The organism is Neorhizobium sp. S3-V5DH, from assembly GCF_004343065.1.
GTDB classification, from domain to species: Bacteria; Pseudomonadota; Alphaproteobacteria; order Rhizobiales; family Rhizobiaceae; genus Neorhizobium; species Neorhizobium huautlense.
In genome coordinates this window covers 1-24491 of the sequence record NZ_SMCL01000027.1, presented here as the reverse complement: position 1 = coordinate 24491, position 24491 = coordinate 1, and the positions used below count along the sequence as shown (strand labels likewise).

Below are 24491 nucleotides of genomic sequence, written 5' to 3'. Positions count from 1 at the left end.
CGAAACCCTTGCATTCGGGTGCGAATCGATTGCCGGTAACAGCGGGGATGAAAATGGCTCAGCCAAATGTAGCGCGTGAACCCTCCATGGAGGAAATCTTGGCCTCGATCCGCCGGATCATTGAAAGCAATGAACCGACCGCCGAGAACGCGCTCTCCCGTCCGCTTCCCCAGACTTATGGCGATGACGAACTGGAAGGCTCCGAAGACGAGGGCTTTGCGCCGGACGTGGCCGCGAATGACCGCGGCATGCCGGCTGACGTTCCTGCGTCGATTAGCCAGCCGGAGCGCACCCTGTCGCTCGCCGATGTCGCCGCCCGCGTTCGCGCCGCCTCCTCCCGGCAGCCGGAGCCGGCCCCAGCACGGGTTGCTCCGATATCCGAGCCGGGTGGAGCGCCCGCTCAGCAGGCTCGTCAGGAGGAGGCTCCGCTTCGCCCTCTGACGCCGCGCATGCCGGAACTCCGCGGGCCGCGTCCGGAACCGGCGCCTGCGGCACAAGCGGCCCCGACACCGGCGCCGACTCAGCCCGAGCCGGTTCAGCGTGTCATGCCCGTTTTCGATCCGCCTCAGCCAGCCCCTACGCGGCTTGACGCTGCCGATCGGCAAGCGCCGAAGCCGGCACCACAGAGCCTGCCGGCCAAGATCGAGGAAACGGCCAATCTGCTGTCCCTCGAAGCAGGCGCCCAGGTTGCAAAGTCCTTCGGCGAACTGGCGGCTGTTTTCAACGGTATCGAACGGCGTTCGCTGGAAGACATGGCAGGCGATATGCTGCGGCCGATGCTGCAGGAATGGCTGGACGACAACCTGCCGACATTGGTCGAGCGTCTCGTGCGCGAGGAGATCGAACGCGTGGCCCGCGGCCCGCGCCGCTGATCCGTACCCGAGACCGATGATGCTGCCGCTCCGGTGACGGGGCGGCTTTTTTATTGACTTGGAACACCCCATCCTATTTACACCGCGATACCTCTCAAAGAACAGAACCGGGTCAGGAAATGCTCGAAAAGACCTATGATTCCGCAGCCGTAGAACCGAAAATCGCGCAAGCCTGGGACGAGGCGGACGCCTTCCGCGCCGGGGCGAACGCAAAACCGGGGGCGGACACCTTCACGATCGTGATCCCGCCACCGAATGTGACCGGTTCGTTGCATATGGGGCATGCGCTCAACAACACGCTGCAGGACATCATGGTCCGCTTCGAGCGCATGCGCGGGAAGGACGTGCTGTGGCAGCCGGGCATGGACCATGCGGGTATTGCCACCCAGATGGTCGTCGAGCGGCAGTTGATGGAGCGCCAGCTTCCCGGCCGACGCGAAATGGGCCGCGAGGCTTTCGTCGAGAAAGTCTGGGAATGGAAGGCGGAGTCCGGCGGCCTGATCTTCAATCAGCTGAAGCGTCTCGGCGCCTCCTGCGACTGGTCGCGCGAACGCTTCACCATGGATGAAGGTTTGTCCGAAGCCGTTCTTGAAGTCTTCGTGACGCTCTACAAGGAAGGCCTGATCTACAAGGACAAGCGTCTCGTCAATTGGGACCCCAAATTGCTCACCGCGATTTCCGACCTCGAAGTCGAACAGGTCGAGATCAAGGGCAATCTTTGGCATCTGCGCTACCCGCTCGAGCCGGGCGTCACCTATCAGTATCCGGTCGCCTTCGATGAGGACGGCAAGGCTACCGAATACGAGACGCGCGACTACCTGGTCGTAGCGACGACGCGGCCCGAAACCATGCTGGGCGATACCGGCATTGCCGTGAATCCGGAAGATGAGCGCTACAGAGCGATCGTCGGCAAGCATGTCATTCTGCCGATCGTCGGTCGACGCATCCCGATCGTCGCCGACGGCTATGCCGATCCGTCCGCGGGTACGGGGGCGGTGAAGATCACGCCTGCCCACGATTTCAACGACTTCGAAGTCGGCAAGCGGGCGGGACTCAGCGCCATCAACATCATGAACATCGACGGCACGATAGCCATCAAGGAAAACGAGGACTTCCTCGAAGGCCTCGATCATCCGGCTGCGCTTCACGGCGCCTGGGATCGCCTCGAGGGCCAGGACCGCTTTACCGCGCGAAAGATCATCGTCGAAATCTTTGAGGAAGCGGGCCTGCTCGACAGGATCGAGCCGCACAAGCACATGGTGCCGCATGGCGACCGCGGCGGAGTGCCGATCGAGCCCCGGCTGACCGAGCAGTGGTATGTGGATGCCCATACGCTTGCTCAGCCGGCGATCGCTGCGGTTCGCGAAGGCCGCACCAAATTCGTCCCGAAGAACTGGGAAAAGACCTATTTCGAATGGATGGAGAATATCCAGCCCTGGTGCATCTCGCGCCAGCTCTGGTGGGGACACCAGATCCCGGCCTGGTATGGCCCGGACGGCCAGGTTTTCGTCGAGAAGACGGAAGAAGAGGCGCTACAGGCGGCCATCCAGCACTATCTTGCTCATGAGGGGCCGATGAAGGCCTTCGTTCAGGATAAGCTCGAGAACTTCAAGCCGGGCGAAATCCTGACGCGCGACGAAGATGTGCTGGATACCTGGTTCTCCTCGGCCCTATGGCCGTTCTCGACCCTCGGCTGGCCGGATCAGACGATTGAGCTTGAGAAATATTACCCGACCAGCGTTCTCGTCACCGGCTTCGATATCATCTTCTTCTGGGTCGCCCGCATGATGATGATGGGACTTCATTTCATGAAGGATGAAGAGGGCAATCCGGTCGAGCCATTCCATACGGTCTATGTTCACGCGCTGGTGCGGGACAAGAACGGCCAGAAAATGTCGAAATCCAAGGGCAACGTCATCGACCCGCTGGAACTGATCGATGAATATGGCGCGGACGCCCTGCGCTTCACGCTGGCGATCATGGCCGCTCAGGGCCGCGACGTCAAACTCGATCCGGCGCGTATTGCGGGCTATCGCAACTTCGGCACCAAACTCTGGAACGCCACGCGCTTTGCCGAGATGAATGGCGTCAAGGGCGATGCGGCATTCGTTCCAGAGACGACGACGCTCACCATCAATCGCTGGATTCTCACGGAGCTTTCCGCAACGATCAGCGACGCGACCGAGGCGATCGAGAGCCAACGCTTCAACGAGGCGGCCGGCGCACTCTACCGTTTCGTCTGGAACCAGGTCTGCGACTGGTATCTCGAATTCCTGAAGCCGATCTTTGCGAGCGATGACGAAAAGGCCAAAGCGGAAGCCCAGGCCTGCGCGGCCTATGTTCTGGAAGAGACCTATAAGCTCCTTCATCCTTTCATGCCCTTCATGACGGAAGAGCTTTGGGCCCATACCGATACCCGCGATGGCCTGCTCTGCCACGCCGATTGGCCGGCGCCAGAATTTTCCGACACGGCGGCGGCCGAAGAGATCAACTGGTTGATCGATCTCGTGACCGGCCTTCGTTCGGCGCGCGCCGAGATGAACGTTCCGCCTTCGGCCGTGGCTCCGCTGATCGTCGTGGGCGCCAACGAGACCAGCCAGACGCGGCTCAAGCGTCACGAGGCTGCGATCCGCCGTCTCGCTCGCGTGGAAAGCATCGACCTTGCGGATATTGCGCCCAAGGGGGCCGCTCAGATCGTCGTGGGAGAGGCTACGGCCTGCCTGCCGCTCGGCAATCTGATCGACCTGACTGCCGAACGTGCGCGGATCGAGAAGGCCATAGGCAAGACGGCCGACGAAATGGATCGCATCGGCAAGAAACTGGCGAACGAGAAATTCGTCGCCAATGCCGATCCCGAAGTGGTTGCAGCCGAACGCGAACGCTTCGCCGAACTCGAGGTGCAGACGGCCAATCTGAAAACGGCGCTTCTCAGAATCACCGAAGCAGGCTGATTCGCCCCACATCGCTTTGAGCAAATGCCGCGCCGAAACAGGCGCGGCATTTCTTTTTCAGGCTTCGTCAATCTGTCGCAAAAATGTGCAGCCGCTTGCTTTCGAGAAAGCCGCAATGTTGCCACATTGACACATAATCCAACCGAAAAGTAATAAATTTCTAATATTCTGGATCTGTATTACTAGAAGGCAGAAAAATTTTGCGACATATAGTCGCTTCGGTCTGGTTCCTCAGTTTTTTACGTAAATCATGACCTTCCACCCCCGGAAGGTTCAGGACAGCTGAAAGTTGTCAATCAGAGGGAAACATTTAGAGTGATTCCGATCACTTACCAGGGAGTGGGAGCAATTATGGTAAGAACAATAATATCGAGGGGTCTCTTGGTTGTTGCCGCAGGTTGCGGACTGCAGTCGACGGCCCTAGCGGGAGGACTTGAGCGGGGCGGTTATAATATCGACCTGCTTTTCGATCCTTCGCAGTTCGCAGTGGAGTCGAGCGCTACCTTCGTCATGCCTCAGCGCAAGGTGAAGAACGTAGTCGATACAAATACTCTCCCGATCCCTGCGCCGAACCTCAATACGCTCGGCTACTCGACGTCTGCCGACGATAGTGAAAACTATTGGTCGCCCCGGATCGGCGCAAAGGCTGGGTATAACGGCCTGGATTGCATGTTCGACTATTCGCAGCCCTATGGCGCCCACACGAAGCCTGGTGCGCGCTGGGCGGGTGCCTACGACAACATCGAGACGAAAGTTAACAGCGATAACTATGCTCTGACTTGCTCTTATCGTTTTGACGTGGGCCCGGGACAGCTTCGCGTCATCGGTGGTGCCAACTACCTTCAGATGGATGGCTTTAAAGAGCGCCTGCTTGTAGCTCCGGAACTGATAGGTTTTGCCGCTAGCGGCGTCGGTCGTCTTGATCTTGAAGCGGACGGATGGGGTTGGCGCGCCGGCCTCGCCTATGAAATTCCGGAATATGCGTTTCGCGCAAGTCTTATGTACTACAGCGAAGTGAAATTGAAGGAAATCACGGGCACGGTCGACCTGACTCAGGTACCTGCCATAGTCAGCCCTCTCGGCGGCCTGATATTGCCGGTAGAGGGATCGACGTCCATGCCGGACGCTCTCGAATTGAAGGTTCAATCCGGTATCGCTCCCGGTTGGCTCGCATTCGGTTCGGTCAAGTGGACCGATTGGAGCCAGTTGCAGCGTATTGCGTTCTATAACAGCGGGGTCGAAATCACGTCTCTCGATCTCGGTTATCGGGACGGCTGGACGGTCACCGGCGGTATTGGCCATAAGTTCAACGATCAGTGGAGCGGCGCTCTGAGCGTTACCTGGGATCGCGGGACATCCCAGGAGTTTGGCACCCAGACCGATAGCTGGCTCTTCGGTGCAGGCGTTGCCTATTCGCCAAATCAGAATGTCGAGATTCGCCTTGGTGGTGTGGTCGGCATTCTGACTGGGGGAGATTCCAGCGGCACGGTGATCGATGGAACGCCGGCCGGTCACAGGGCGACCTATGAGTACGACGACGATCTGGTTGCGGCTCTGTCGACTTCCCTCAAGATCAAGTTCTGATCTTTCCATCATCAAGAAAAAGCCCGGTTGCGACCGGGCTTTTTTGTGGCCGCGCGCAAATTGCGACAGATAAAGTCGTCGTTCCGATTGTGACGATTTGGCAACATTTTTTTGGGACGATCGTCAGGCGCATCGAGAGGATGCGTTCTGTCCATTTCCCGCCACAAACGAAGCGCAGCGATAAACGGACAGCAGGGGCGGACCGCGGGGGCGGGGCGCAAGTTTGGAGTATCATGGGCGGGTTTTCCAAAGAAATGCCGGGGCTCTGGCACAACGGCAGCCGTGTATCGGCGCCGATATGCTTCGCCGTACTTCCACCGGCAATGGGTCCAAGTGTTGCCGAAAACGGCACGTACAGTTTCCGACGCCTGTCAGGAGGAGTGGCCGGTGGACATGCCCGTCAAAGCCTCTCTGCAAAGACACGGAGTGCTCGAGCTGCGGCCGCCTGCCGCGTAGCTTCGCAGCAGAGTGAAAGAAACTGAAACATGCCGAAGTCTGACATCGGATCCATGAGAGTATTGCTTCTTGGAATGTCGCTCGCCTCGCTATTGGCGGGTTCGGCCTCGGCCTTTGACATCAAGTCCGGCGTGACCAAGGAGTCAGGCCCGTTCGATCTCTTCAAGTTTGGCTTCAAGGCCTATAAGAACGGCCAGAAGGAAGACGCTGTCGAGGCCTATCGGTATGCGGCCGAGAAAGGCCATACCGGCTCGCGCTGGGCGCTTGCCAATATGTATGCCTATGGCGACGGCGTGGCGAAGGATGATTTCGAAGCCTTCAAGATCTACAACGAGATCGCCGCTCAGGGGGTGGAGCCCGGCTCGGAAGATACGAGTTTCTTCATCAACGCGCTGTTGTCGCTTGCAAATTATTATCGACGCGGCATTCCCGGCAGCCCCGTGAAGCCTGACCTGTCGCAGGCGCGTCAGCTCTATTTCCAGGCGGCATCGACCTTTGGCGTGGCGGAAGCCCAGTTCCAGCTGGCCAAGATGATCCTTGCGGGAGAGGGCGGCACCGCCAATATCCAGCAGGCCAAGAAATGGCTGAACCAGGCCCGCAAAAACGGCCACGCGGGCGCGATGTCCGTCTTCGGCAACGTGCTCTTCCAGGAGGGCCAGACCGTGCGTGGACTGGCTTTCATGACGGCCGCGCTCGACAAGTGTTCTGCCAAAGAGTGCAACTGGATGCAGCAGCTGCAGGAGCAGGCTTTCTCCGTCGCCGGTGAGGAGGACCGCCGCGGAGCAGTCGCGCTCTCGCAGCAATTTGCCCAGGGCGCCGACTAGACCCGCACTGCTTCAGCCAAAATCGAAGATACCGATGACAGGCACGTGGTCCGACGGCTTTTCCCAAGCCCGCACATGCTTTTCGATCGCGGTGGACTTCAGCCGGTCGAGGGCTTCCGCCGAGAGGAGCAGGTGGTCGATGCGGATGCCGTTGTTCTTCTGCCAAGCGCCGGCCTGATAATCCCAGAAGGAATAAAGCTTCGTCGCGTCCGTCGTTGCGCGCACGGCATCGACAAGGCCGAGATTTTCCAGGCGCCGGAAAGCCGCGCGAGTTTCGGGCAGGAAGAGCGCGTCGGTCGCCCACACCGCCGGGTCGAAACAATCGTGCGGTTCGGGAATGACATTGTAGTCGCCGGCCAGGATCAGCGGCTCTTCGAGTAATAGGCACTCCTCAGCATGCCGCCGCAGCCGCTCCATCCAGGCAAGCTTATAGGGGTATTTAACCGGATCCTCGGCCGGATTGCCGTTCGGCAGGTAGATGGACGCCACGCGGATCGCCCCGCCTGCAACGGAGAAAACACCTTCGATATAACGGGACTGCTCGTCGCCTTCACCGCCAGGCAGGCCGCGAAGCACCTCGTCGGGACGGGTCTTCGACAACAGGGCTACTCCGTTGAAGCCTTTCTGCCCATGCGTCTCGACGTGATAGCCGAGCGCCTCGATTTCCAGCCGCGGAAAGTTCTCGTCGACCGATTTGATCTCCTGAAGGCAGACGATGTCGGGTTGGGAATCGGCAAGCCATTGACGCAAATTGTCGATGCGCGCCTTCACGCCGTTGATGTTCCAGGTGGCTATCTTCATGGGCCGTCCCTTCCTCTTTCGCTTCCTCTTTTAGCGAAAGAGGAAGCGTTGGGAAGGGCAAAGATCGGTGTCAGACCGAGAAGCTCGTACCGCAGCCGCAGCTTGCGACGGCATTCGGGTTCCTGATCTGGAAGGACTGGCCGAGCAGGTTATCGACGAAATCGATTTCGGAGCCGGCCATGTAGACGAGCGAAAGACTGTCGATCAGCACCTTGGCTTCCCCATTGGCGACGACGACATCGTCGGCTTCCGGCGCTTCGGCGAGATCGAACTTGTAGGAAAAGCCGGAACACCCTCCGCCTTCGACGGAGACACGCAGCGCCTGCTTGCCTTCTTCGCTGGCGACGATTTCCGTAATGCGCTTTGCGGCGGCATCCGAAAGAGTTACATTTATGTCCATATCCGTCTCCTGCCGGGTTCAAGGCCCGGTGAGTTCCGGGCAAAATCCCGGAGATTCCCGTCACCGGCGTTGCGCACGGCTTCACTATAGGTATGAAGGCTTGAACGGCGCGTCAATGGCCGGCTTGGAACGAAGAGACAGGTGAACGAATGACGATTGATACCGGTGCCCTCGGCTTTGGCAGCGGCGAACGGGCCGCCTATGCCGCCAATCCCTGGGCTTCGCGCGGCCGGCTCTTTCCGGAGCCGAGCAGTCTGACGCGTTCGGAGTTCCAGCGCGACCGCGATCGTATCGTCCACACGACTGCATTCCGCCGTTTGAAGCACAAGACTCAGGTCTTTATCAGCCCCGACGGCGATCATTACCGTACGCGGCTCACCCACACGATCGAAGTTGCTCAAATTGCCCGAGCGCTCGCGCGTGCCCTCAAGCTGGACGAGGATTTGGCCGAGGGCGTCGCGCTCGTTCATGATTTTGGCCATACGCCCTTCGGACACACGGGGGAGGACGCACTCCACGAATTGCTCGAACCCTATGGCGGCTTCGACCACAATGCCCAATCGCTCAGGATCGTCACCAAGCTGGAACGCCATTATGCGGAGTTCGACGGCCTTAATCTCACCTGGGAAAGCCTGGAGGGGCTCGTCAAGCACAACGGCCCACTCCTGACCAAAACGGGTGAGGGTACCCGCGGGCCCGTTCCGCAGCCGATTCGTGACTATTGCGAACTGCACGATCTGGAGCTGGCGAGCTATGCGAGCCTTGAAGCTCAGGTCGCCGCGATTTCAGACGATATCGCCTACAATACCCACGATATCGATGACGGCCTGCGTTCGGGGCTTTTGACCTTTGAGATGCTGGAGGATGTCCCTTTCCTCGCCAAGGTCATGGCGGACGTAAGGCAGCGTTATCCGCATCTGGAAGCAAGCCGCTTCACCTACGAAATCACTCGCCGGCAGATCACCCACATGGTGGAGGACGTGATCGGCGTCACGCAGGACAATCTGCGGAAGCTGCGGCCGCAGAGCGCCGACGATGTTCGCAACTCCGATCAGGTCATGGCCACTTTTTCCGGCGAAGTTGCCGAGACCGATCGCTGTATCAAGAAGCTTCTGTTCTCGCGGATCTACCGGCATCCCGAAATCATGCGAATTCGTGCGGGCGCGGCCCAGATTCTCTCCGATCTCTTCAACGCCTACATGAACGATCCGACCCTTATGCGCAGCCACTATTGGGTGAACCACATTGCCGGCCTGAACGAGGGTGCAAAAGCCCGCCATGTGGCCGATTATCTGGCCGGCATGACCGACACCTATGCCGTCAGGGCGCATGGCGAGCTGTTTGACCAGACTCCCGATTTGCGATAGGCAGCCGCCAACAACAACGGCTTTTCAAGGGCCCGCGCGGCAGTCTTGCGCGGATGAGTGATATGAATCTGTTTGCCGACTTCGAAAATAGAATTAAGAATGCTTTGGAAGAACTTGATATTATCAAGGAAAAGCGAAGCGAAGTCGATTTCGGGCGTGTTGCGGTCGAACCCCCGCGCGACCAGAGCCACGGCGACGTAGCAACCAATGCGGCCATGGTGCTGGCCAAGCCGCTTGGCACGAATCCACGTGCGCTTGCCGATATTATCGCTGTAGCGTTGCGTGACGATCCTGATATCAGCGAAGTGTCCGTTGCCGGCCCTGGCTTCATCAATATCCGTCTTTCCACCGGCTATTGGCAACGCCTGCTGGCTTCGATGATCGAGCAGGGCACAAGCTATGGCCGTTCCACTGTCGGCGCGTCCAAAAAAGCAAATGTCGAATATGTCTCGGCCAATCCCACCGGACCCATGCATGTCGGTCATTGCCGTGGCGCGGTGGTGGGCGACGCGCTTGCCAACCTCATGGCATTCGCCGGCTACGATGTCACCAAGGAATATTATATCAACGACGCGGGCAGCCAGATCGACGTGCTGGCGCGTTCGGTCTTCCTGCGCTACCGCGAGGCGCTCGGAGAGACGATCGGCGAAATCCCGTCGGGTCTCTATCCGGGAGACTATCTGGTTCCTGTCGGACAGGCGCTTGCCGAGGAATATGGCCCGCGTCTGCATAACATGTCGGAAGAGGATTGGCTGCCTATCGTCAAGGACAAGGCGATCGACGCTATGATGACGATGATCCGCGAGGATCTCGATGCGCTGAACGTTCACCACGACATCTTCTTTTCCGAACGCGCACTGCATGCCGGTGGAGCGCAGCGTATTCGCGCCGCCATCAATGACCTGACCTTCAAGGGGCATGTCTATCGCGGTACCCTGCCGCCGCCGAAGGGGCAGCTGCCCGAGGATTGGGAAGATCGCGAGCAGACGTTATTCCGTTCGACCGAGGTGGGCGACGACATCGATCGGCCGCTGATCAAGTCCGACGGAAGCTATACCTATTTTGCAGCCGACGTTGCTTATTTCAAAGACAAGTTCGACCGCGGCTACGACGAGATGATCTATGTGCTCGGCGCGGACCATGGTGGGTATGTAAAACGCCTGGAAGCGCTGGCGCGTGCCGTTTCCGGCGGCAAGGCCAAGCTGACGGTGCTTTTGTGTCAGTTGGTCAAGCTGTTCCGCAATGGCGAGCCGGTGAAGATGTCCAAACGTTCCGGCAATTTCGTGACCCTGCGCGAAGTGGTCGACGAGGTCGGCCGTGACGCGGTTCGTTTCATGATGCTCTACCGGAAGAGTTCAGAGCCGCTCGACTTCGACTTTGCCAAGGTGACGGAGCAGTCGAAGGACAATCCGGTCTTCTACGTGCAATATGCCCATGCCCGTTGCGCGTCGGTGTTCCGGCAGGCGCAGAAGGCATTTCCGGATCTCGATATCGAATCACTCGATCTGGCGGCCCACGCAAACCTGATCTGCGAAGAGAACGAGTTGCGGTTGATCGCCAAGCTTGCAGAATATCCACGGGTTGTTGAGGCTGCGGCCGTTGCGCAGGAGCCGCATCGACTTGCATTTTACCTCTATGATCTGGCAAGTTCTTTCCACGGCCATTGGAGCAAGGGCTCCGAAAATGCCGACTTACGCTTTGTTAACGATAAGAACCGACAATTGAGCGTCGCCAGGCTTGGGCTGGTGCATGCTGTCGCCTCTGTTTTGAAGTCCGGACTTGCTATAACAGGCACAGCAGCACCAGAAGAAATGCGCTAGAATCGCCACCATTTCCCCACATTGCACTGGCATATGCGTTGTAATGTAGGTGAGTGGACGAGGTAATGGCAGACAACAACCTTGCGCGTAGCCGGAATGATTTGCCGGATTTCTTTGCCGATGATGACCCGCTGGCCGAACTTGCCCGCATTGTAGGTTACGAAGATCGGCCCGTCACTAAGCAGGCGTCGCCGTTTGGCGATGATGCTTATTCGTCTCGTCGCGACCCTGCTTTTAATCTGGAGGACGAACTCCTGCAGGAGTTCGAACGCTACGATGCGCCGCGTCTTGACCCGATTCACGACATAAGCATTGACGACGCGCCGCGTGCGGTTTTGTTTGCCGAGCCGGAATTCGATGGCGCCGTGGAAACTGCGGCGGAATATCCTCCGGCATTGCTGCCGGGCGACCGTGACAGCTTAGACGGTGAAGCTTTCTCTGTTAGCGATGACGAGCCGTCGTATCCGGCCGGAAGCTATCGCGACGTATCCGCCTCGGAACCGGCTGCTGCCGAAATTTCCGATGCCGATCGCATCGAGCCGGTCTTCGACCTGCCCGATCTGCCGGCCGTCGAAGCCGTTTCCGAAGCGCCGTCGACTGGCGTAGCCGGGGCCGTCGATGGATTTGATGATGAATTCGACCTAGCTGCCGAGCTGGAGACTTCCATTGGCTCCGAGCCCGCCGTTGACAGCGAGCCGGAGGTAAAGCCGGAGCCGAGAGCCAAGACCGGCTATATTCCGGGCTTCCGCATGCCGCTGGCAAATTTCAACGTTGCGCGGGCACCGGAGCCGGCTCCACGTGCGCAGCCTGTGGCGCCCCAGCCGGTCGAAGAAGCCCTGGACCTGCCGGTGCTCGAGGATCTGCCGGTTCTGGGCGCTACCACGCCTGTCCACGAAGTGCCGGTCACGGCGTCGCAGACGGAGAAATTTGAACAGGCAAAAGCTCCGGCTTCCGCTGCCGTCTCGCCCGTCGCCACTGAGCCCGCTCCGCCGGCTTCGATCGAGCCCTCGGCTGTCGCATCGTCTCAAGCCGAGGTTCGGTCCGAACCGGAGAGCCGGTTTTCGGAACTTGACGAACTGATCTACGACGTTCAGCGATATTCGCTTGCTGCCACCCGCGAGAAACCCGACTCACCTGCCGTTGTCGAGGACACGGCGGCTGTCGCCGCTGTGCCCGCCGCGAACCCTGCGCCGGAAACGATTGTTCCGGTAGCTGTTGCCCCGGCCATCGAGGCGCGGGCCGCAGAGGACGCAGCGATCGACGAATTCGACCCCTTCTCCGACGACGAGTTCGAGATCGCGCTCGATGATCTGGAGCTCGACCTTGCCGAGTTGATCGTCGAAGAAACGAAAAAACAGCCCGAACAAACTGCCAGGCCTGCTCTGGAATCAGAAACGGTGTCATACGAGCCGGAAATTGCCGCTGCCCGTACCATGCCTTCAGCAGTGGCAGTTCCGGCGATGGAACCGGAGGCGAGGGAGGAGACGGATCTTGTCGCCGAGCTCCCCTTCGATCCGGCCCAGATTGCCGATGCGGAAGACCATGTTGAGGCGATAGCCGAGCTCGACGTTCCGTCGCTGCCGGCCGAGGAGCCCGAGCAGGCGCCGGCCTATCGTCCGGACTACGACCTCGATATCGACGCCGAATTGGCGACGCTCCTGATGACGCCAGAAAAGGCGCAGCCGACGCCCGCGCGCAAGCCGGAAGTCGATATTGCTTCCATGGCGCCGGCGACGGCAAACCGCTCTGTTCAGGCGAGCCAGCCGCCGAGCTATTCCGACCTCGACGACTTCGAACGGGCGCTGGAAGAAGATTTCCGCCGCAGCCTTTCGGCTCCGTTGCAGCCGGCCGCACACGAAGAACTGCACTACGGCGAGGCCGATTATCTGGCAACCGTGGAAAATGCGCGTCGCTCTGCGGTCGGCCGCTTTGCCGTTCCGCTGGCTCTGGTGGGTGTTGTCATTCTCGGCGGCATCGGTGCCTATGCGTGGTTGGGCAGCAGTGCGCCCGGTAACGTCGCAAGCGGCGAGCCGGTCGTTATCGCCGCTGATACGGACCCGATAAAAGTCGCTCCGGAGAACCCGGGCGGCAAGACTGTTCCGAACCAGGACAAGGCCGTCTACGACCGCGTTGCGGGTGTATCGGCCCAGGATCCGAAGCAGCCGACATTGATTTCCTCCAGCGAGGAACCGGTGGATGTCGTCCAGAAGACCCTGATGCCGGATTCGCTGCCGCTTGAAGGTGAGAACGAGATCGAACCGGTGGAAGTGGCGGACACAAAGGATGCGCGCCTGCTGCCGCAGGACGAACCTCAGGAGACCGCCGCGGCAGAGCAGCCGCCGGTGACCATCATGCCGCGCAAGGTCAAGACGATGATCGTGCGGCCCGACGGCAAGCTTGTCGAACAGGAAGTTCCTGCCCCGGCGCTTGCCGCCCCGGAGACCGAAAAGCTGCCCGCGGCCGGCACGAAGCCGGTGGAGGTCGCAGCCGTTCCCGCCAATTCTCCGGTTTCCGCTCCCGCAACGCCGGTTCAAACTCGGCCGGTCTCGGCAGCGCCGAATGCGAATGTCGCACCGGTTGCCGCACCGACAACGGCCGCGCCCGAGCCGATGAATACCGGTACGCCAGCTCCGGCGTCGCCAGTTGTCGACCCGGCTGCCACCCAGGCGGCCGCACCCGCTGCCGTTCCCGCCGTTGAGACGTCGGCGCCAGTCATCAAGGCCCCTGTTCCGAGGGCACGTCCGGCGGAACAGCCGGTCAATGTGGTTGCTGCGGTGACCGATCAGGGCAATATTCGTGCTCCTGGCCAGCCTGCCTCTCAACAGGTTGCCTCGGCGTCCGCCCAGGCGGCTCCCGTCGGCGAAGGTGGCTACGTGATCCAGATTGCGTCGCTGCCGTCGCAGGCCGAAGCCCAAAAATCCTACCAGAGCCTGTCAGCGAAATTCGGCAGCGTGATTGGCGGCCGCGGCGTCGATATCAAGGCCGCGGAAGTTGCCGGCAAGGGTACGTTCTATCGCGTTCGCATTCCTGCAGGCGGCAAGAACGATGCCGTGGCGCTCTGCGAAAAATATCGCGCCGCCGGCGGAAGCTGCCTTGTCGCAAGATAGGCAACAGCAATGAATGGAAAGGCGGGGCGCTTGGCGCCCCGTTTTTCGTTTGGGCTTCCATCGACTAAGATGGCGCCATGACCGAATCAAAAGCCATGATCCTGGGCTCGAGCGGCCCGACCCTCACCGCCGACGAAATCGCGCTTTATAGGGATGAACGTCCCTGGGGCTTTATCCTGTTTGCCCGCAACTGCCTCGAGCCGAAGCAGATTTCCGATCTCGTCGCAGCCATGCGCGACGCAGTTGGGAGGCCTGAAGCGCCGGTGCTGATCGATCAGGAAGGGGGCCGCGTGCAGCGCATCCGGCCGCCGATGATCGAGCGTTATCCCTCGGCCGCCGCACTTGGCGAGCTCTATAGACGGGACCGGTCCAAGGGACTGCGCGCCGCATGGCTGATGTCGCGTCTGCATGCCTTCGACCTCATGAAATTTGGTATCAACGTCGATTGCCTGCCGGTACTCGACGTGCCGATCGAGGGGGCAAGCAACGTGATCGGCGATCGTGCCTATGGGTTCGATCCGAAGACCGTGTCGGACATGGGCCGGGCGGCGGCGGCGGGACTGAAGGCCGGCGGCATGCTGCCGGTCATGAAGCATATCCCAGGCCACGGACGCGGCATGGCGGATTCTCACCATGAACTGCCTGTTGTCGCCGCCTCCCGGGCCGAGCTCGAAGCGCACGATTTCCTGCCGTTCATGGCGCTCAAGGACGAGCTTATGGCGATGAGCGCGCACATCGTCTTTACGGCGATCGATCCAGCCGAACCGGCGACCATTTCTCGAAAGGTGATCGAGGAAGTCATCCGCGGCCATATCGGCTTCGACGGCCTCTTGATGTCCGACGACACCTCGATGAACGCTCTGAAGGGCACGATCGGAGAGCGTGCAGCGAGAATCGTTGGGGGTGGTTGCGATATTATCTTGCATTGCAACGGCGTCATGGAAGAAATGAAAGCCGTGGTGAAGGAGGCGATCCCGCTCGCCGGCGAGGCGCTGAGGCGCGCCGAAGCGGTAGAGCGAGCCTTCGGGCGGGGTGATGGGGCTGACGAATCGGCTCTGCGCGCCGAGTTTCATGGGCTGCTTGCCGTCTCCTGACGGCGACGGACAGAGTGAGGTTGGGAATGGCCGTGACGACATCGCAGAATGCCATTCCGATGGACAAGCTGTGGCAAGAACCGGAACGGGCCGCAGACGATCCGGCGCTGGTGATTGATGTCGGTGGTTTCGAAGGTCCGCTCGACCTGCTGCTTCATCTTGCCCGCAACCAGAAGGTCGATCTTGCCCGCATTTCCGTGCTGGCGCTGGCAGAGCAATATCTCCAGTTCATCGAGAGTGCCAGACGGGTGCGCATAGAACTCGCGGCCGATTATCTCGTCATGGCTGCCTGGCTGGCGTATCTGAAATCCAAACTCCTCATACCGCAGCAGGCAAGGGGCGATGACGGCCCGAGCGGCGAGGAGATGGCGGCAACGCTCGCCTTCCGTCTGAAGCGGCTGGAGGCGATGCGGGAAGCGGCAACGCGGCTTGTCAATCGCAATCGCCTCGGCCGTGACGTATTCGCCCGCGGCGCGCCGGAGCATATTCCGCATCGGGTGCAGTCTGCCTATGACGCCACGCTTTACGATCTCCTCTCGGCCTATGCCAATCTGCGGCAACGCGGCGCGGTTACGCAGGTGACGATCGAAAAGCGCAAAGTCTGGTCGCTGGCCGACGCTCGCAACCTGTTGACCCGGATGCTCGGCGAAATCGCCGATTGGACAGCGCTGCAACACTATCTGTTGCCTTATCTGCCGCCGGAGGACCGGATCACCGCAACCGCGAGCGCCTTTGCCGCATCGTTGGAACTGGTGCGCGAGGGCAGGCTCGAAATTCGCCAGGATGGGGCATTTCAGCCGATCTATTTGCGCAAGGGGCAATCCTCGGGAACGACGAACCCCCTGCTGCAAGCCATGGCAGGAGACGTCGATTGACGCCTGACGAGGATGACGATCTGCCGGTGATGGAAACCGAAGAAGGCGAAACCGAGCCGATGTCGCTGATCGAGGTCGAGCGGATAGCGGAGGCGCTGGTCTTTGCCTCCTCCGAGCCGGTTCCGGAAGCCTTTCTTTCCGAACGCCTGCCGCGCGGCACCGATGTCGGCGCTGTGATGCGTCGGCTGATGGAGGCCTATGCGCCGCGTGGCGTTAACCTCATCAGGACGGGCGATCGGTGGGCCTTTCGTACGGCGGCGGACCTCTCGTTCGTCATCCGCAAGGATGAGAACGAGGCAAAGAAACTATCGCGGGCGGCGCTCGAGGTGCTGGCGATCATCGCCTATCACCAGCCGGTCACGCGTGCCGAGATCGAGGAGATCCGCGGCGTCCAGACATCCAAAGGCACGCTCGACGTGCTGATGGAAGCCGGCTGGGTGCGCTTCCGCGGCCGCCGTCGAACGCCGGGGCGCCCTGTGACGCTCGGCACGACCGTGGAATTCCTCGACCATTTCGGCCTTGAGGAGCTGCGCGACCTGCCGGGTCTCGAAGAATTGAAGGCGGCCGGCCTTCTCTCCGGTCGCATCCCTCCGGGCTTTGCCATACCGATACCGCAGAATGTCGACGAGCTTGCGGAGGACGAGGATCCGATCACGCAGCTCGACCTCGAGGAGCTTGGGCTCTTGACACCCGGCGGGGAAGCGGACGAATAGCGTCGAACTGTCGAAACAGCCCGAACTGCGGGTGCAAACGGGCATTGTCATGACCACACAGACGGCCAGCGGGGAGACCAGACGAAAGACGGGCGTCACTTTCGCGTCGCGCCTGGCGTTCGAGGATATCCGGCATTCCTACCATGGCAAGGAGACGATTCGCGGGATCTCGCTCGCGGCGGAACCCGGAGAAGTCCTGTGCCTGCTCGGTCCCTCCGGCTCCGGCAAGACGACCTTGCTGCGGATTGCCGCGGGTTTAGAGGCTCAAAGCCATGGCCGGATCGTCATCGACGGCCGCGAAGTTGCTGGTCCGCAAGGTTTCCTACCTCCGGAAAAGCGCGGCGTTGGGCTGATGTTCCAGGATTTCGCACTCTTTCCACATATGACGGTGCTGGAAAACGTTCGCTTCGGGTTGACGGCGCTCTCTGCCAAAGAGGCAATCGCGGAAGCCGGAGCCGCATTGGAGCGCGTCGGCTTGTCGCACCACGCGGCAAAATATCCCCACGCGCTCTCGGGCGGGGAGCAGCAGCGCGTCGCGCTTGCCCGTGCGCTGGCGCCGAGGCCGGGCGTACTTTTGATGGATGAGCCCTTTTCCGGCCTCGACTCCAGGTTAAAGGATACCATCCGGACTGACACATTGACGATCCTGAAGGAGAGTCGCGCAACGGCGATCGTTGTCACGCATGATGCCGAGGAGGCTATGCGGATGGCAGACCGGATTGCGCTTCTAAGGGACGGATCCCTTGTGCAGCTAGGCGCGCCGGCCGATCTCTACAACCGCCCTTGCAGCTTGTTTGCCGCCGCTTTCTTTTCGGAAATCAATGAGTTGTCGGGTGTCGTCAAGGATGGTGCAGCCCAGACGCCGTTAGGCACGGCGCCGGCAGAGGGGTTGGCTGAAGGCAGTCAGGTCTCCGTAGCAGTAAGACTGTCTGATGTCGATGTCGCTGCTGAAGGGGGCGCGGTCGAAGCCCGCATCCTGTCGCGCAGGTTCCTGGGGATTGTAGAATTGCTCACCCTTGCGGTTGCCGGAAGCGACGATCCCATCCGCGCCCGGGTGCGCGCCGGTCGAGTTGCGCCGGGGGTTCACGACGTCTCTGTAACGGTCGCGCCCCGAGACATTTTGGTGTTTGAAAAAGCACCATAAAGAGCTTACATCGATAATACGGTTCTAATGGAGTAGACTATGGGTTCTTTTAGTGTGTGGCACTGGCTGATCGTTCTGGTCATCGTGCTCGTTCTCTTCGGACGCGGCAAGATTCCGGAATTGATGGGCGACGTCGCAAAAGGCATCAAGAGCTTCAAGAAGGGCATCACCGAAGACGATGCTCCGGAGGCAAATGGTACGACGACTGCGAAGACAGTCGATCACAAGCCGGACGAGGCCAAGGAAACCACCCGGTCCTGATAACGGTGGCCGGGCTCCAGGAGCCTCATTAGCATGCTTGATATCGGCTGGACCGAGCTACTTGTCATTGCGATCGTTCTTATCGTCGTCGTAGGTCCCAAGGACTTGCCGCCCATGCTGAGGGCGTTTGGCAAGATGACAGCGAATTTGCGCAAGATGGCGGGTGATTTTCGAACGCAATTCGACGAGGCATTGCGGGAGTCGGAACTTGATGACGTCCGCAAGACGATCTCCGACGCCCAGCGCCTGAACCCGTCCAACGCGCTACGGGATGCAATCAATCCGCTGCGGCAGATGGGCGAGGAGATCAGGGCGGATTTGCAGAAGACGACGCATGTGCCAACACCTGACGTGGTGCCGACCGACATCGAGGCTCGGCAGGCGGTCGAAGGTGTGACGACGGGCGAGGCGGCCGCTGAAGCAAAAAACGCGGCAAATGTGTCGGCGCCCTCTTTGACCCTGCCGTCAACCGCGCCGCCTGTCTCCGCTCCGCTCTCGGGACCTGACCGGCCTCCGTCGGCGGCTGCCGGATCTCCAGCCGAGAAGCCGAAGCCCTCTCGTAAGACTGCTGCCAAGACCAAGCCTGCTGCCGCGCCTGAACCCTCGGCGGGGGCGGCCGAAAAGCCGCAGCGCGGCCGCGCTGCAAAGCCCGCTCCCCGGGTTGCCGAAGAGGTTGCCGCCAAGGCGCCGGCTCGCAGACGTGCGGCGAAGAAGACTGATACCCCGAAGGGTGACGCATGAGCGGTGATTACGAAGACAAACCGCAGCCTCTGATGGAGCATCTGATCGAGCTGCGTACCCGCCTGATGTGGTCGATCGGGGCGTTTTTCGTTGCTTTCGTGATCTGCTTCTTCTTTGCAAAGCAGCTCTTCAACCTGCTCGTCGTCCCTTACAAATGGGCGGTCGTGTGGGCAGGACTCGATCTCGCGAAATCCGAACTGATCTACACGGCGCCGCAGGAGTTCTTCTTCACCCAGGTGAAGGTGGCAATGTTTGGCGCGCTGGTGATCGCCTTTCCGGTTATCGCCTCGCAGCTCTACAAGTTCGTGGCGCCTGGTCTCTATAAGAACGAGCGAGCGGCCTTTCTGCCGTTCCTCGTCGCGTCCCCGATCCTGTTCCTGATGGGCGGTGCGCTGGTTTATTTCTTCTTTACGCCAATGGTCATGTGGTTCTTCCTTGCCATGCAGCAGGCGCCGGGGGAAGGCGATGTCGCCATCTCGCTGCTGCCGCGTGTTTCGGAATATCTGAGTCTGATCATGACGCTGGTCCTGTCTTTCGGCCTGGTCTTCCAGCTGCCGGTCGTCACGACGCTGCTTGCGCGGGTCGGGTTGCTGACCAGCCAATGGCTGAGGGAAAAGCGCAAGTTCGCGATCGTCATCGCTTTCGTGGTTGCCGCCGTGCTCACGCCGCCGGACCCGATGTCTCAGATCGGCCTTGCGCTGCCCACCATCCTTCTCTACGAGATTTCCATCTACGCCGCACGACTCGTCGAGCGCAAACGTGCTGACCAAGCCCTTGCTGAGCAAGCCTCTTCGGACGTTGCGGAGACGGAAAAGGCTTGATCCTTCCGGTCCTGCTTGCGAGTTGGCGGCATCACGCTTCAAAGGCAAGGAACGATGCTCGATATCAAGTGGATCAGGGAAAACGAAGCAGCTCTGGACGAAGCGCTGAAGAAGCGCGGAGCAGAGCCTATGGCGGCAACGCTTCTGTCGCTTGACGACAAGCGCCGTTCCGTCATCCAGAAGCTGCAGGACATGCAATCCCGCCGTAACGCCGCCTCCAAGGAGATCGGGATTGCGCTCGGACAGAAGAATTCCGAGCTTGCCGAGAAGCTGAAAGCCGAAGTCGCGCAGATCAAGGACACCATGCCCGCCGCCGAACAGGAGGAGCGGGAGGCCGTTGCTGCGCTTGACGATGCACTGTCGCGGGTCCCCAACATTCCGCTTGATGACGTGCCGGTCGGCAAGGACGAGCACGACAATGTCGTGAAGCGCGTGGTGGGCGAGAAGCCGCGCTGGAACCACGCCGCCAAGGAGCATTTCGAGATCGGCGAGGTGCTCGGTTATATGGACTTCGAGCGTGCGGCAAAGCTCTCCGGTGCTCGTTTCACCGTGCTGACCAGCCAACTCGCCAGGATGGAGCGCGCGCTCGGCCAGTTCATGCTCGACATGCATACGACGGAGCATGGCTATACGGAGGTCTCATCGCCGCTGATGGTTCGTGACGAGGCCATGTATGGTACCGGGCAACTGCCGAAGTTCGCCGAGGATTTGTTCAGGACGACCGATGGCCGTTGGCTGATTCCGACCGCCGAAGTGACCCTCACCAACCTGGTCTCGGGGGAGACGCTGGAGCAGGAAAAGCTGCCGCTGCGCTTCACCGCACTCACCCCGTCGTTCCGCTCGGAGGCCGGTTCGGCCGGCCGCGATACCCGCGGAATGCTGCGCCAACATCAGTTCTGGAAATGCGAATTGGTGTCGATCACCGATGCCGACAGCTCGATCGCCGAGCATGAACGGATGACCGAATGCGCCGAGAATGTATTGAAGCGGCTCGGATTGCATTTCCGCACGATGACGCTCTGCACCGGCGATATGGGATTCGGTGCCCGCAAGACCTACGACATCGAGGTCTGGCTGCCCGGTCAGGACACCTACCGCGAAATCTCCTCCTGCTCCGTTTGCGGTGATTTCCAGGGCCGCCGGATGAACGCCCGCTATCGTGTCAAGGATGACAAGAACCTCAGGTTCGTGCACACGCTGAACGGTTCCGGCGTCGCCGTCGGGCGTTGCCTGATTGCAGTCATGGAGAACTACCTCAACGAAGACGGATCCATCACCGTTCCCGACGCGCTGCTGCCTTACATGGGCGGCATCACCAAGATCGAGCGGGCGAACTGATGCGTATCCTCCTGACCAATGACGATGGCATCCATGCGGAAGGTCTCGCGGTGCTGGAGCGCATCGCAAGGCAGCTTTCCGACGATGTCTGGATCGTCGCGCCGGAAACGGACCAGAGCGGTCTTGCCCATTCGCTGACGCTGTCCGAGCCGCTGCGGCTCCGCAAGATCAGCGAAAAGCACTTTGCCTTGCGCGGCACGCCGACCGATTGCGTCATCATGGGCATCCGCGAAATCCTGCCGGAAAAGCCGGACCTCGTGCTTTCCGGCGTCAACGACGGGGCCAACATGGCCGACGACGTGACTTATTCGGGAACGATCGCGGGCGCGATCGAAGGGACGCTCCAGGGTGTGCGTTCTTTTGCTCTGAGTCAGGCCGTGCGCCGCGAGAACGGTCGCTTCGCGCCATGGGAAGTGGCGGAATCCTTTGCTCCGGACTTGATTCGGAAATTGAGCGACGTGGAATTGCCTGACGGCACATTCCTCAACCTCAACTTTCCGAATTGCGAACCGAAGGACGTTCAGGGCGTGGAGGTGACCTCCCAGGGCAAGCTCGATTTCGGCCTGACGATCGATGCTCGAAACGACGGCCGAGGCCTGCCTTACTACTGGTTGCGTTTCGGCGAGCGGAAAGGCCATTTCCGCGATGGAACCGATATCCAGGCCCTCAAGGAAAACAAGATCTCCGTGACGCCCCTTAAGCTGGACCTGACCGATCATTCGGTTCAGGATCGTGTGGCCAAGGCATTGGGATTTGGAGCGGCCGATTGAAATCGGGCATGGTCGAAAAGGAAGGCTTCGCGGCGCTGGTGCTGCGTCTCAGGTCGGAAGGTATTTCCGACCTCGATCTTCTGACTGCCGTCGAGCAGACGCCGCGTTCGCAATTCGTGCCCGCCCCCCTCGCGGACGATGCCTATTCCAGCCGCACCGTCCCGATCGACTGCGGATCTTTCATGGAAGGTGCCGATCTTGCCGTCAGGCTTTTGCACCGCCTGCAGGTCAAGCCCGGACACCGTGTGCTCGAAATCGGCACGGGCAGCGGTTTTACCGCAGCGGTCATGGGTCGCATCGCGGAGCGGGTTCTAAGCGTCGAGCGTTACCGCACCCTGGTTGCCGCCGCGCAGGAGCGCATGGATGCCCTGGATCTCCGCAATGTCGTCGTGCGCCAGGCCGACGGCAGCAATGGCATGCCGGGCGAGGGCACCTTCGATCGCATCTTCGTGACAGCGGCGTTCCCGTCGCTGCCGCGCTTTTATGCCGAGCAGCTTACCCATGGTGGCTCGATGGTGGCGCCGCTGATGATTGATGACGAGACCTGCATGATGACGCGTCTCACCAAGACGGGCAGCCGGTTCGAGCGGGAGGACCTGTTCACGGTGCCCTACCTGCCGATCATTCCGCATGTGGCCGCGGCGCTCTGAAGATCTCGATCCAGCCGATTGTTCCATGGCTGCGATAGCTCTGGACGTCATGGTTATCAATTTGACAAAAAAATCGATCTAAGCCGGCCGCTTTAACCGGGCGGTAAGACTAACGCGGTTTAATGACTCACACGATGGTTGCGTATCTGTAGGTCGAGTCATGCGTCATAAGAGTTCTCCGAAATTCGGAAAGTCCGTTGCCAAGTTCGCCGTTGCGGGCCTTCTCGCCAGTGTGGCGACGGGGTGCAGTTCGGATGCGACCCGCTTCTCCGGCCTCTTCTCCAAGTCCGATAATATTACCACGGCATCGATCCCGCAGCGTCAGGGCGGCGGGGCCTATGGTCAGGCGCCCACTCCCAGGGCCGAACTTGCCGGCGGCCAGGCTCTGCCTCCGGTCCCGCAGGGTGACTATGGCTCGCGGAACACGGCTATGAACCAGCCTTATCCAGCAAATTCCGGTGGTTATTCTTCGCCGGCTCGCGCGGCCTCAGCGCCCGTCGCAGTCCAGCGTGCAGAGCTTGCGGCTCCTGGCGCGACGCCTCCAGCTCGCGATCCGGCCAACCGCCAGCAGGCCCTTGCCCAGCCATTCCCAAGCAGCCAGGCCTCAGCGCCGAAGCTCGCGGCTCCGTCGGCTGCGTCAGCCAAGGCCGACAGCCTGACGACCGGAACCGTCAAGCCGATGTCCGGCTGGTCCACGGTCAACGCGCCGAAGGTGACGTTGAAGCCCGGCGAGACGGTGGCGACACTGTCCAAGCGTTACGGCGTGCCGGAAAAGGAGATCCTGAAGGCCAACGGCGGAGCTGTTGCCCCCGGCCAGAGCGTCGTGATCCCCACCTTCGGGCCAGCGCGCAATTCGGCCAAGGTCGCCGCCGGGGATATCGACATTCAGAACAAGGCGCCTGCGCCGGCACAGCAGCCGGAGCAGAAGGTCGCCGTCCTTCCGTCCCAGGCCCGCGACAAGACGCTTGCCGAGCCCGCCAAGCTCACGCCTCCGGGTGGGAAGCCCATGGGCGGCACCTACACGGTCAAGCCAGGCGATACGCTTACCAAGATCGCACGGGAGACCGGCACCTCCGTCGACCAGCTCAAGGCTGCCAACAATCTTTCCGCCGGTGGTATCCGGGTGGGGCAGACGCTGAAGGTCGCAAACGGTGCCGCAGCGCCCGCAGCCGATCCGGTCAAGACGGCATCCATTCCGCAGCAGCCGACTGAAAAGGCGGCCGCGTCGCCGAAACCTGCCGTCGCCGCAGCGCCCGCCGCCGCTCAGCCGGCAACGCCTGCTTCTGCGCCGGCCGCCAAGGCTCCCGCGGAGACCGCATCGGTCGCCGATGTCGAGAAGAAGTCGGATGTTGCTGCCGCTGCACCACAATCCACGGGCATCAGCAAGTATCGCTGGCCGGTGAACGGCGCAGTCGTCGCGGGCTACGGCCAGAATGTCGACGGAAACCGCAATGACGGTATCGATATCTCGGTCCCGGAAGGCACGCCGATCAAGGCTGCCGAAAACGGCGTAGTCATCTATGCCGGCAACGGCTTGAAGCAGCTCGGCAACACGGTTCTCGTGCGTCACGACGACGGCAAGGTCACCGTTTACGGCCATGCGGGCAACATCAACGTGACGCGCGGCCAGAAAATCACCCGCGGCCAGACGCTCGCCTCTTCCGGCATGAGCGGTGACGCCAAGCGCCCGCAGGTCCATTTCGAGGTCCGCAAGGACGCGACCCCGGTCAACCCGATTACCTTCCTTGAATAATGTAGTGCGTTTCAAGGGGACGGCGGAAAAGCCCGGCAGTGCCGGGCTTTTTTGCGTTGTGCGCCCAGCATGGGCGCATTCTTGTGGGTGGAAGTCCCACCGTAAGCTGGTCATGGCGAGCGAAGTGAAGCGCAACTGCGGAAGGGCGA

At 60.8% G+C, this 24491-nt stretch carries 20 protein-coding genes; 18 read left to right on the top strand and 2 right to left on the bottom strand.

Annotated features, from left to right (window positions below; genetic code table 11):
- The first annotated feature begins 53 nt into the window (after positions 1–53).
- From EDE09_RS25010 to exoR, 4 genes are all read left to right on the top strand, one after another.
- Positions 54–872, top strand: coding sequence for a DUF2497 domain-containing protein (locus tag EDE09_RS25010; RefSeq protein WP_112800355.1), 819 nt, complete (start codon positions 54–56; stop codon positions 870–872).
- A 119-nt stretch (positions 873–991) separates the two neighbouring features.
- Positions 992–3823, top strand: a complete 2832-nt coding sequence (locus EDE09_RS25005; protein WP_112800221.1) for a valine--tRNA ligase — start codon at positions 992–994, stop codon at positions 3821–3823.
- Between the two features lie 351 nt (positions 3824–4174).
- Complete coding sequence (locus EDE09_RS25000) at positions 4175–5407, top strand: OmpP1/FadL family transporter (protein WP_112800223.1); 1233 nt, start codon at positions 4175–4177, stop codon at positions 5405–5407.
- A gap of 485 nt (positions 5408–5892) precedes the next feature.
- Positions 5893–6687 (top strand): exopolysaccharide production regulator ExoR, encoded by a 795-nt coding sequence (gene exoR / locus EDE09_RS24995; RefSeq protein WP_105374852.1) that lies wholly within the window; start codon positions 5893–5895, stop codon positions 6685–6687.
- A 12-nt stretch (positions 6688–6699) separates the two neighbouring features.
- Here the strand turns inward: exoR and xth are convergent, their stop codons facing one another.
- Both xth and erpA read right to left on the bottom strand, forming a co-directional pair.
- Entirely contained in the window at positions 6700–7488 is a 789-nt protein-coding gene (xth, locus tag EDE09_RS24990; protein ID WP_112800225.1) for an exodeoxyribonuclease III, read from the bottom strand.
- 70 nt (positions 7489–7558) lie between these two features.
- Positions 7559–7888 carry an iron-sulfur cluster insertion protein ErpA gene (gene erpA / locus EDE09_RS24985; RefSeq protein WP_105374854.1) on the bottom strand — a complete coding sequence of 110 codons (330 nt, stop codon included), beginning with the start codon at positions 7886–7888 and terminating at the stop codon, positions 7559–7561.
- 149 nt (positions 7889–8037) lie between these two features.
- Here erpA and EDE09_RS24980 point away from each other — a divergent pair, with 149 nt between their 5' ends.
- The 14 genes from EDE09_RS24980 to EDE09_RS24915 all read left to right on the top strand — a co-directional run bounded on the left by EDE09_RS24980 (position 8038) and on the right by EDE09_RS24915 (position 24342).
- A complete protein-coding gene (locus EDE09_RS24980; RefSeq protein ID WP_112800227.1) occupies positions 8038–9255 on the top strand; it encodes a deoxyguanosinetriphosphate triphosphohydrolase in 1218 nt (405 codons plus the stop codon).
- 62 nt (positions 9256–9317) lie between these two features.
- Positions 9318–11075, top strand: coding sequence for an arginine--tRNA ligase (argS, locus tag EDE09_RS24975; protein ID WP_112800229.1), 1758 nt, complete (start codon positions 9318–9320; stop codon positions 11073–11075).
- A 65-nt stretch (positions 11076–11140) separates the two neighbouring features.
- Positions 11141–14182 carry an SPOR domain-containing protein gene (locus tag EDE09_RS24970; RefSeq protein WP_112800231.1) on the top strand — a complete coding sequence of 1014 codons (3042 nt, stop codon included), beginning with the start codon at positions 11141–11143 and terminating at the stop codon, positions 14180–14182.
- Between the two features lie 77 nt (positions 14183–14259).
- Positions 14260–15276: a beta-N-acetylhexosaminidase gene (gene nagZ, locus EDE09_RS24965; RefSeq protein WP_112800233.1), complete on the top strand. Its 1017-nt coding sequence runs from the start codon at positions 14260–14262 to the stop codon at positions 15274–15276.
- 26 nt (positions 15277–15302) lie between these two features.
- Positions 15303–16151, top strand: a complete 849-nt coding sequence (locus tag EDE09_RS24960; RefSeq protein WP_112800235.1) for a ScpA family protein — start codon at positions 15303–15305, stop codon at positions 16149–16151.
- A gap of 29 nt (positions 16152–16180) precedes the next feature.
- On the top strand, positions 16181–16864 hold the full coding sequence (gene scpB, locus EDE09_RS24955; protein ID WP_112800357.1) for an SMC-Scp complex subunit ScpB: 684 nt from the start codon (positions 16181–16183) through the stop codon (positions 16862–16864).
- Between the two features lie 49 nt (positions 16865–16913).
- Complete coding sequence (locus tag EDE09_RS24950; RefSeq protein WP_112800237.1) at positions 16914–18008, top strand: ABC transporter ATP-binding protein; 1095 nt, start codon at positions 16914–16916, stop codon at positions 18006–18008.
- Between the two features lie 39 nt (positions 18009–18047).
- Positions 18048–18269 (top strand): twin-arginine translocase TatA/TatE family subunit, encoded by a 222-nt coding sequence (locus tag EDE09_RS24945; RefSeq protein ID WP_105374861.1) that lies wholly within the window; start codon positions 18048–18050, stop codon positions 18267–18269.
- Between the two features lie 33 nt (positions 18270–18302).
- The gene (tatB, locus tag EDE09_RS24940) at positions 18303–19010 is read left to right on the top strand and encodes a Sec-independent protein translocase protein TatB (protein ID WP_105374862.1); all 708 of its coding nucleotides are present in this window, start codon (positions 18303–18305) and stop codon (positions 19008–19010) included.
- Positions 19007–19831 (top strand): twin-arginine translocase subunit TatC, encoded by an 825-nt coding sequence (tatC, locus tag EDE09_RS24935; RefSeq protein ID WP_105374863.1) that lies wholly within the window; start codon positions 19007–19009, stop codon positions 19829–19831. The genes tatB and tatC overlap by 4 nt, the downstream gene beginning before the upstream one ends.
- 54 nt (positions 19832–19885) lie before the next feature.
- The gene (serS, locus tag EDE09_RS24930; protein ID WP_132413197.1) at positions 19886–21169 is read left to right on the top strand and encodes a serine--tRNA ligase; all 1284 of its coding nucleotides are present in this window, start codon (positions 19886–19888) and stop codon (positions 21167–21169) included.
- Entirely contained in the window at positions 21169–21939 is a 771-nt protein-coding gene (surE, locus tag EDE09_RS24925) for a 5'/3'-nucleotidase SurE (RefSeq protein ID WP_105374865.1), read from the top strand. The genes serS and surE overlap by 1 nt, the downstream gene beginning before the upstream one ends.
- Positions 21936–22589 (top strand): protein-L-isoaspartate(D-aspartate) O-methyltransferase, encoded by a 654-nt coding sequence (locus EDE09_RS24920; RefSeq protein ID WP_112800241.1) that lies wholly within the window; start codon positions 21936–21938, stop codon positions 22587–22589. Before surE ends, EDE09_RS24920 begins: the two co-directional genes overlap by 4 nt.
- Positions 22590–22749: 160 nt before the next feature.
- Positions 22750–24342: a LysM peptidoglycan-binding domain-containing M23 family metallopeptidase gene (locus EDE09_RS24915; RefSeq protein WP_112800244.1), complete on the top strand. Its 1593-nt coding sequence runs from the start codon at positions 22750–22752 to the stop codon at positions 24340–24342.
- Positions 24343–24491 lie beyond the last annotated feature (149 nt).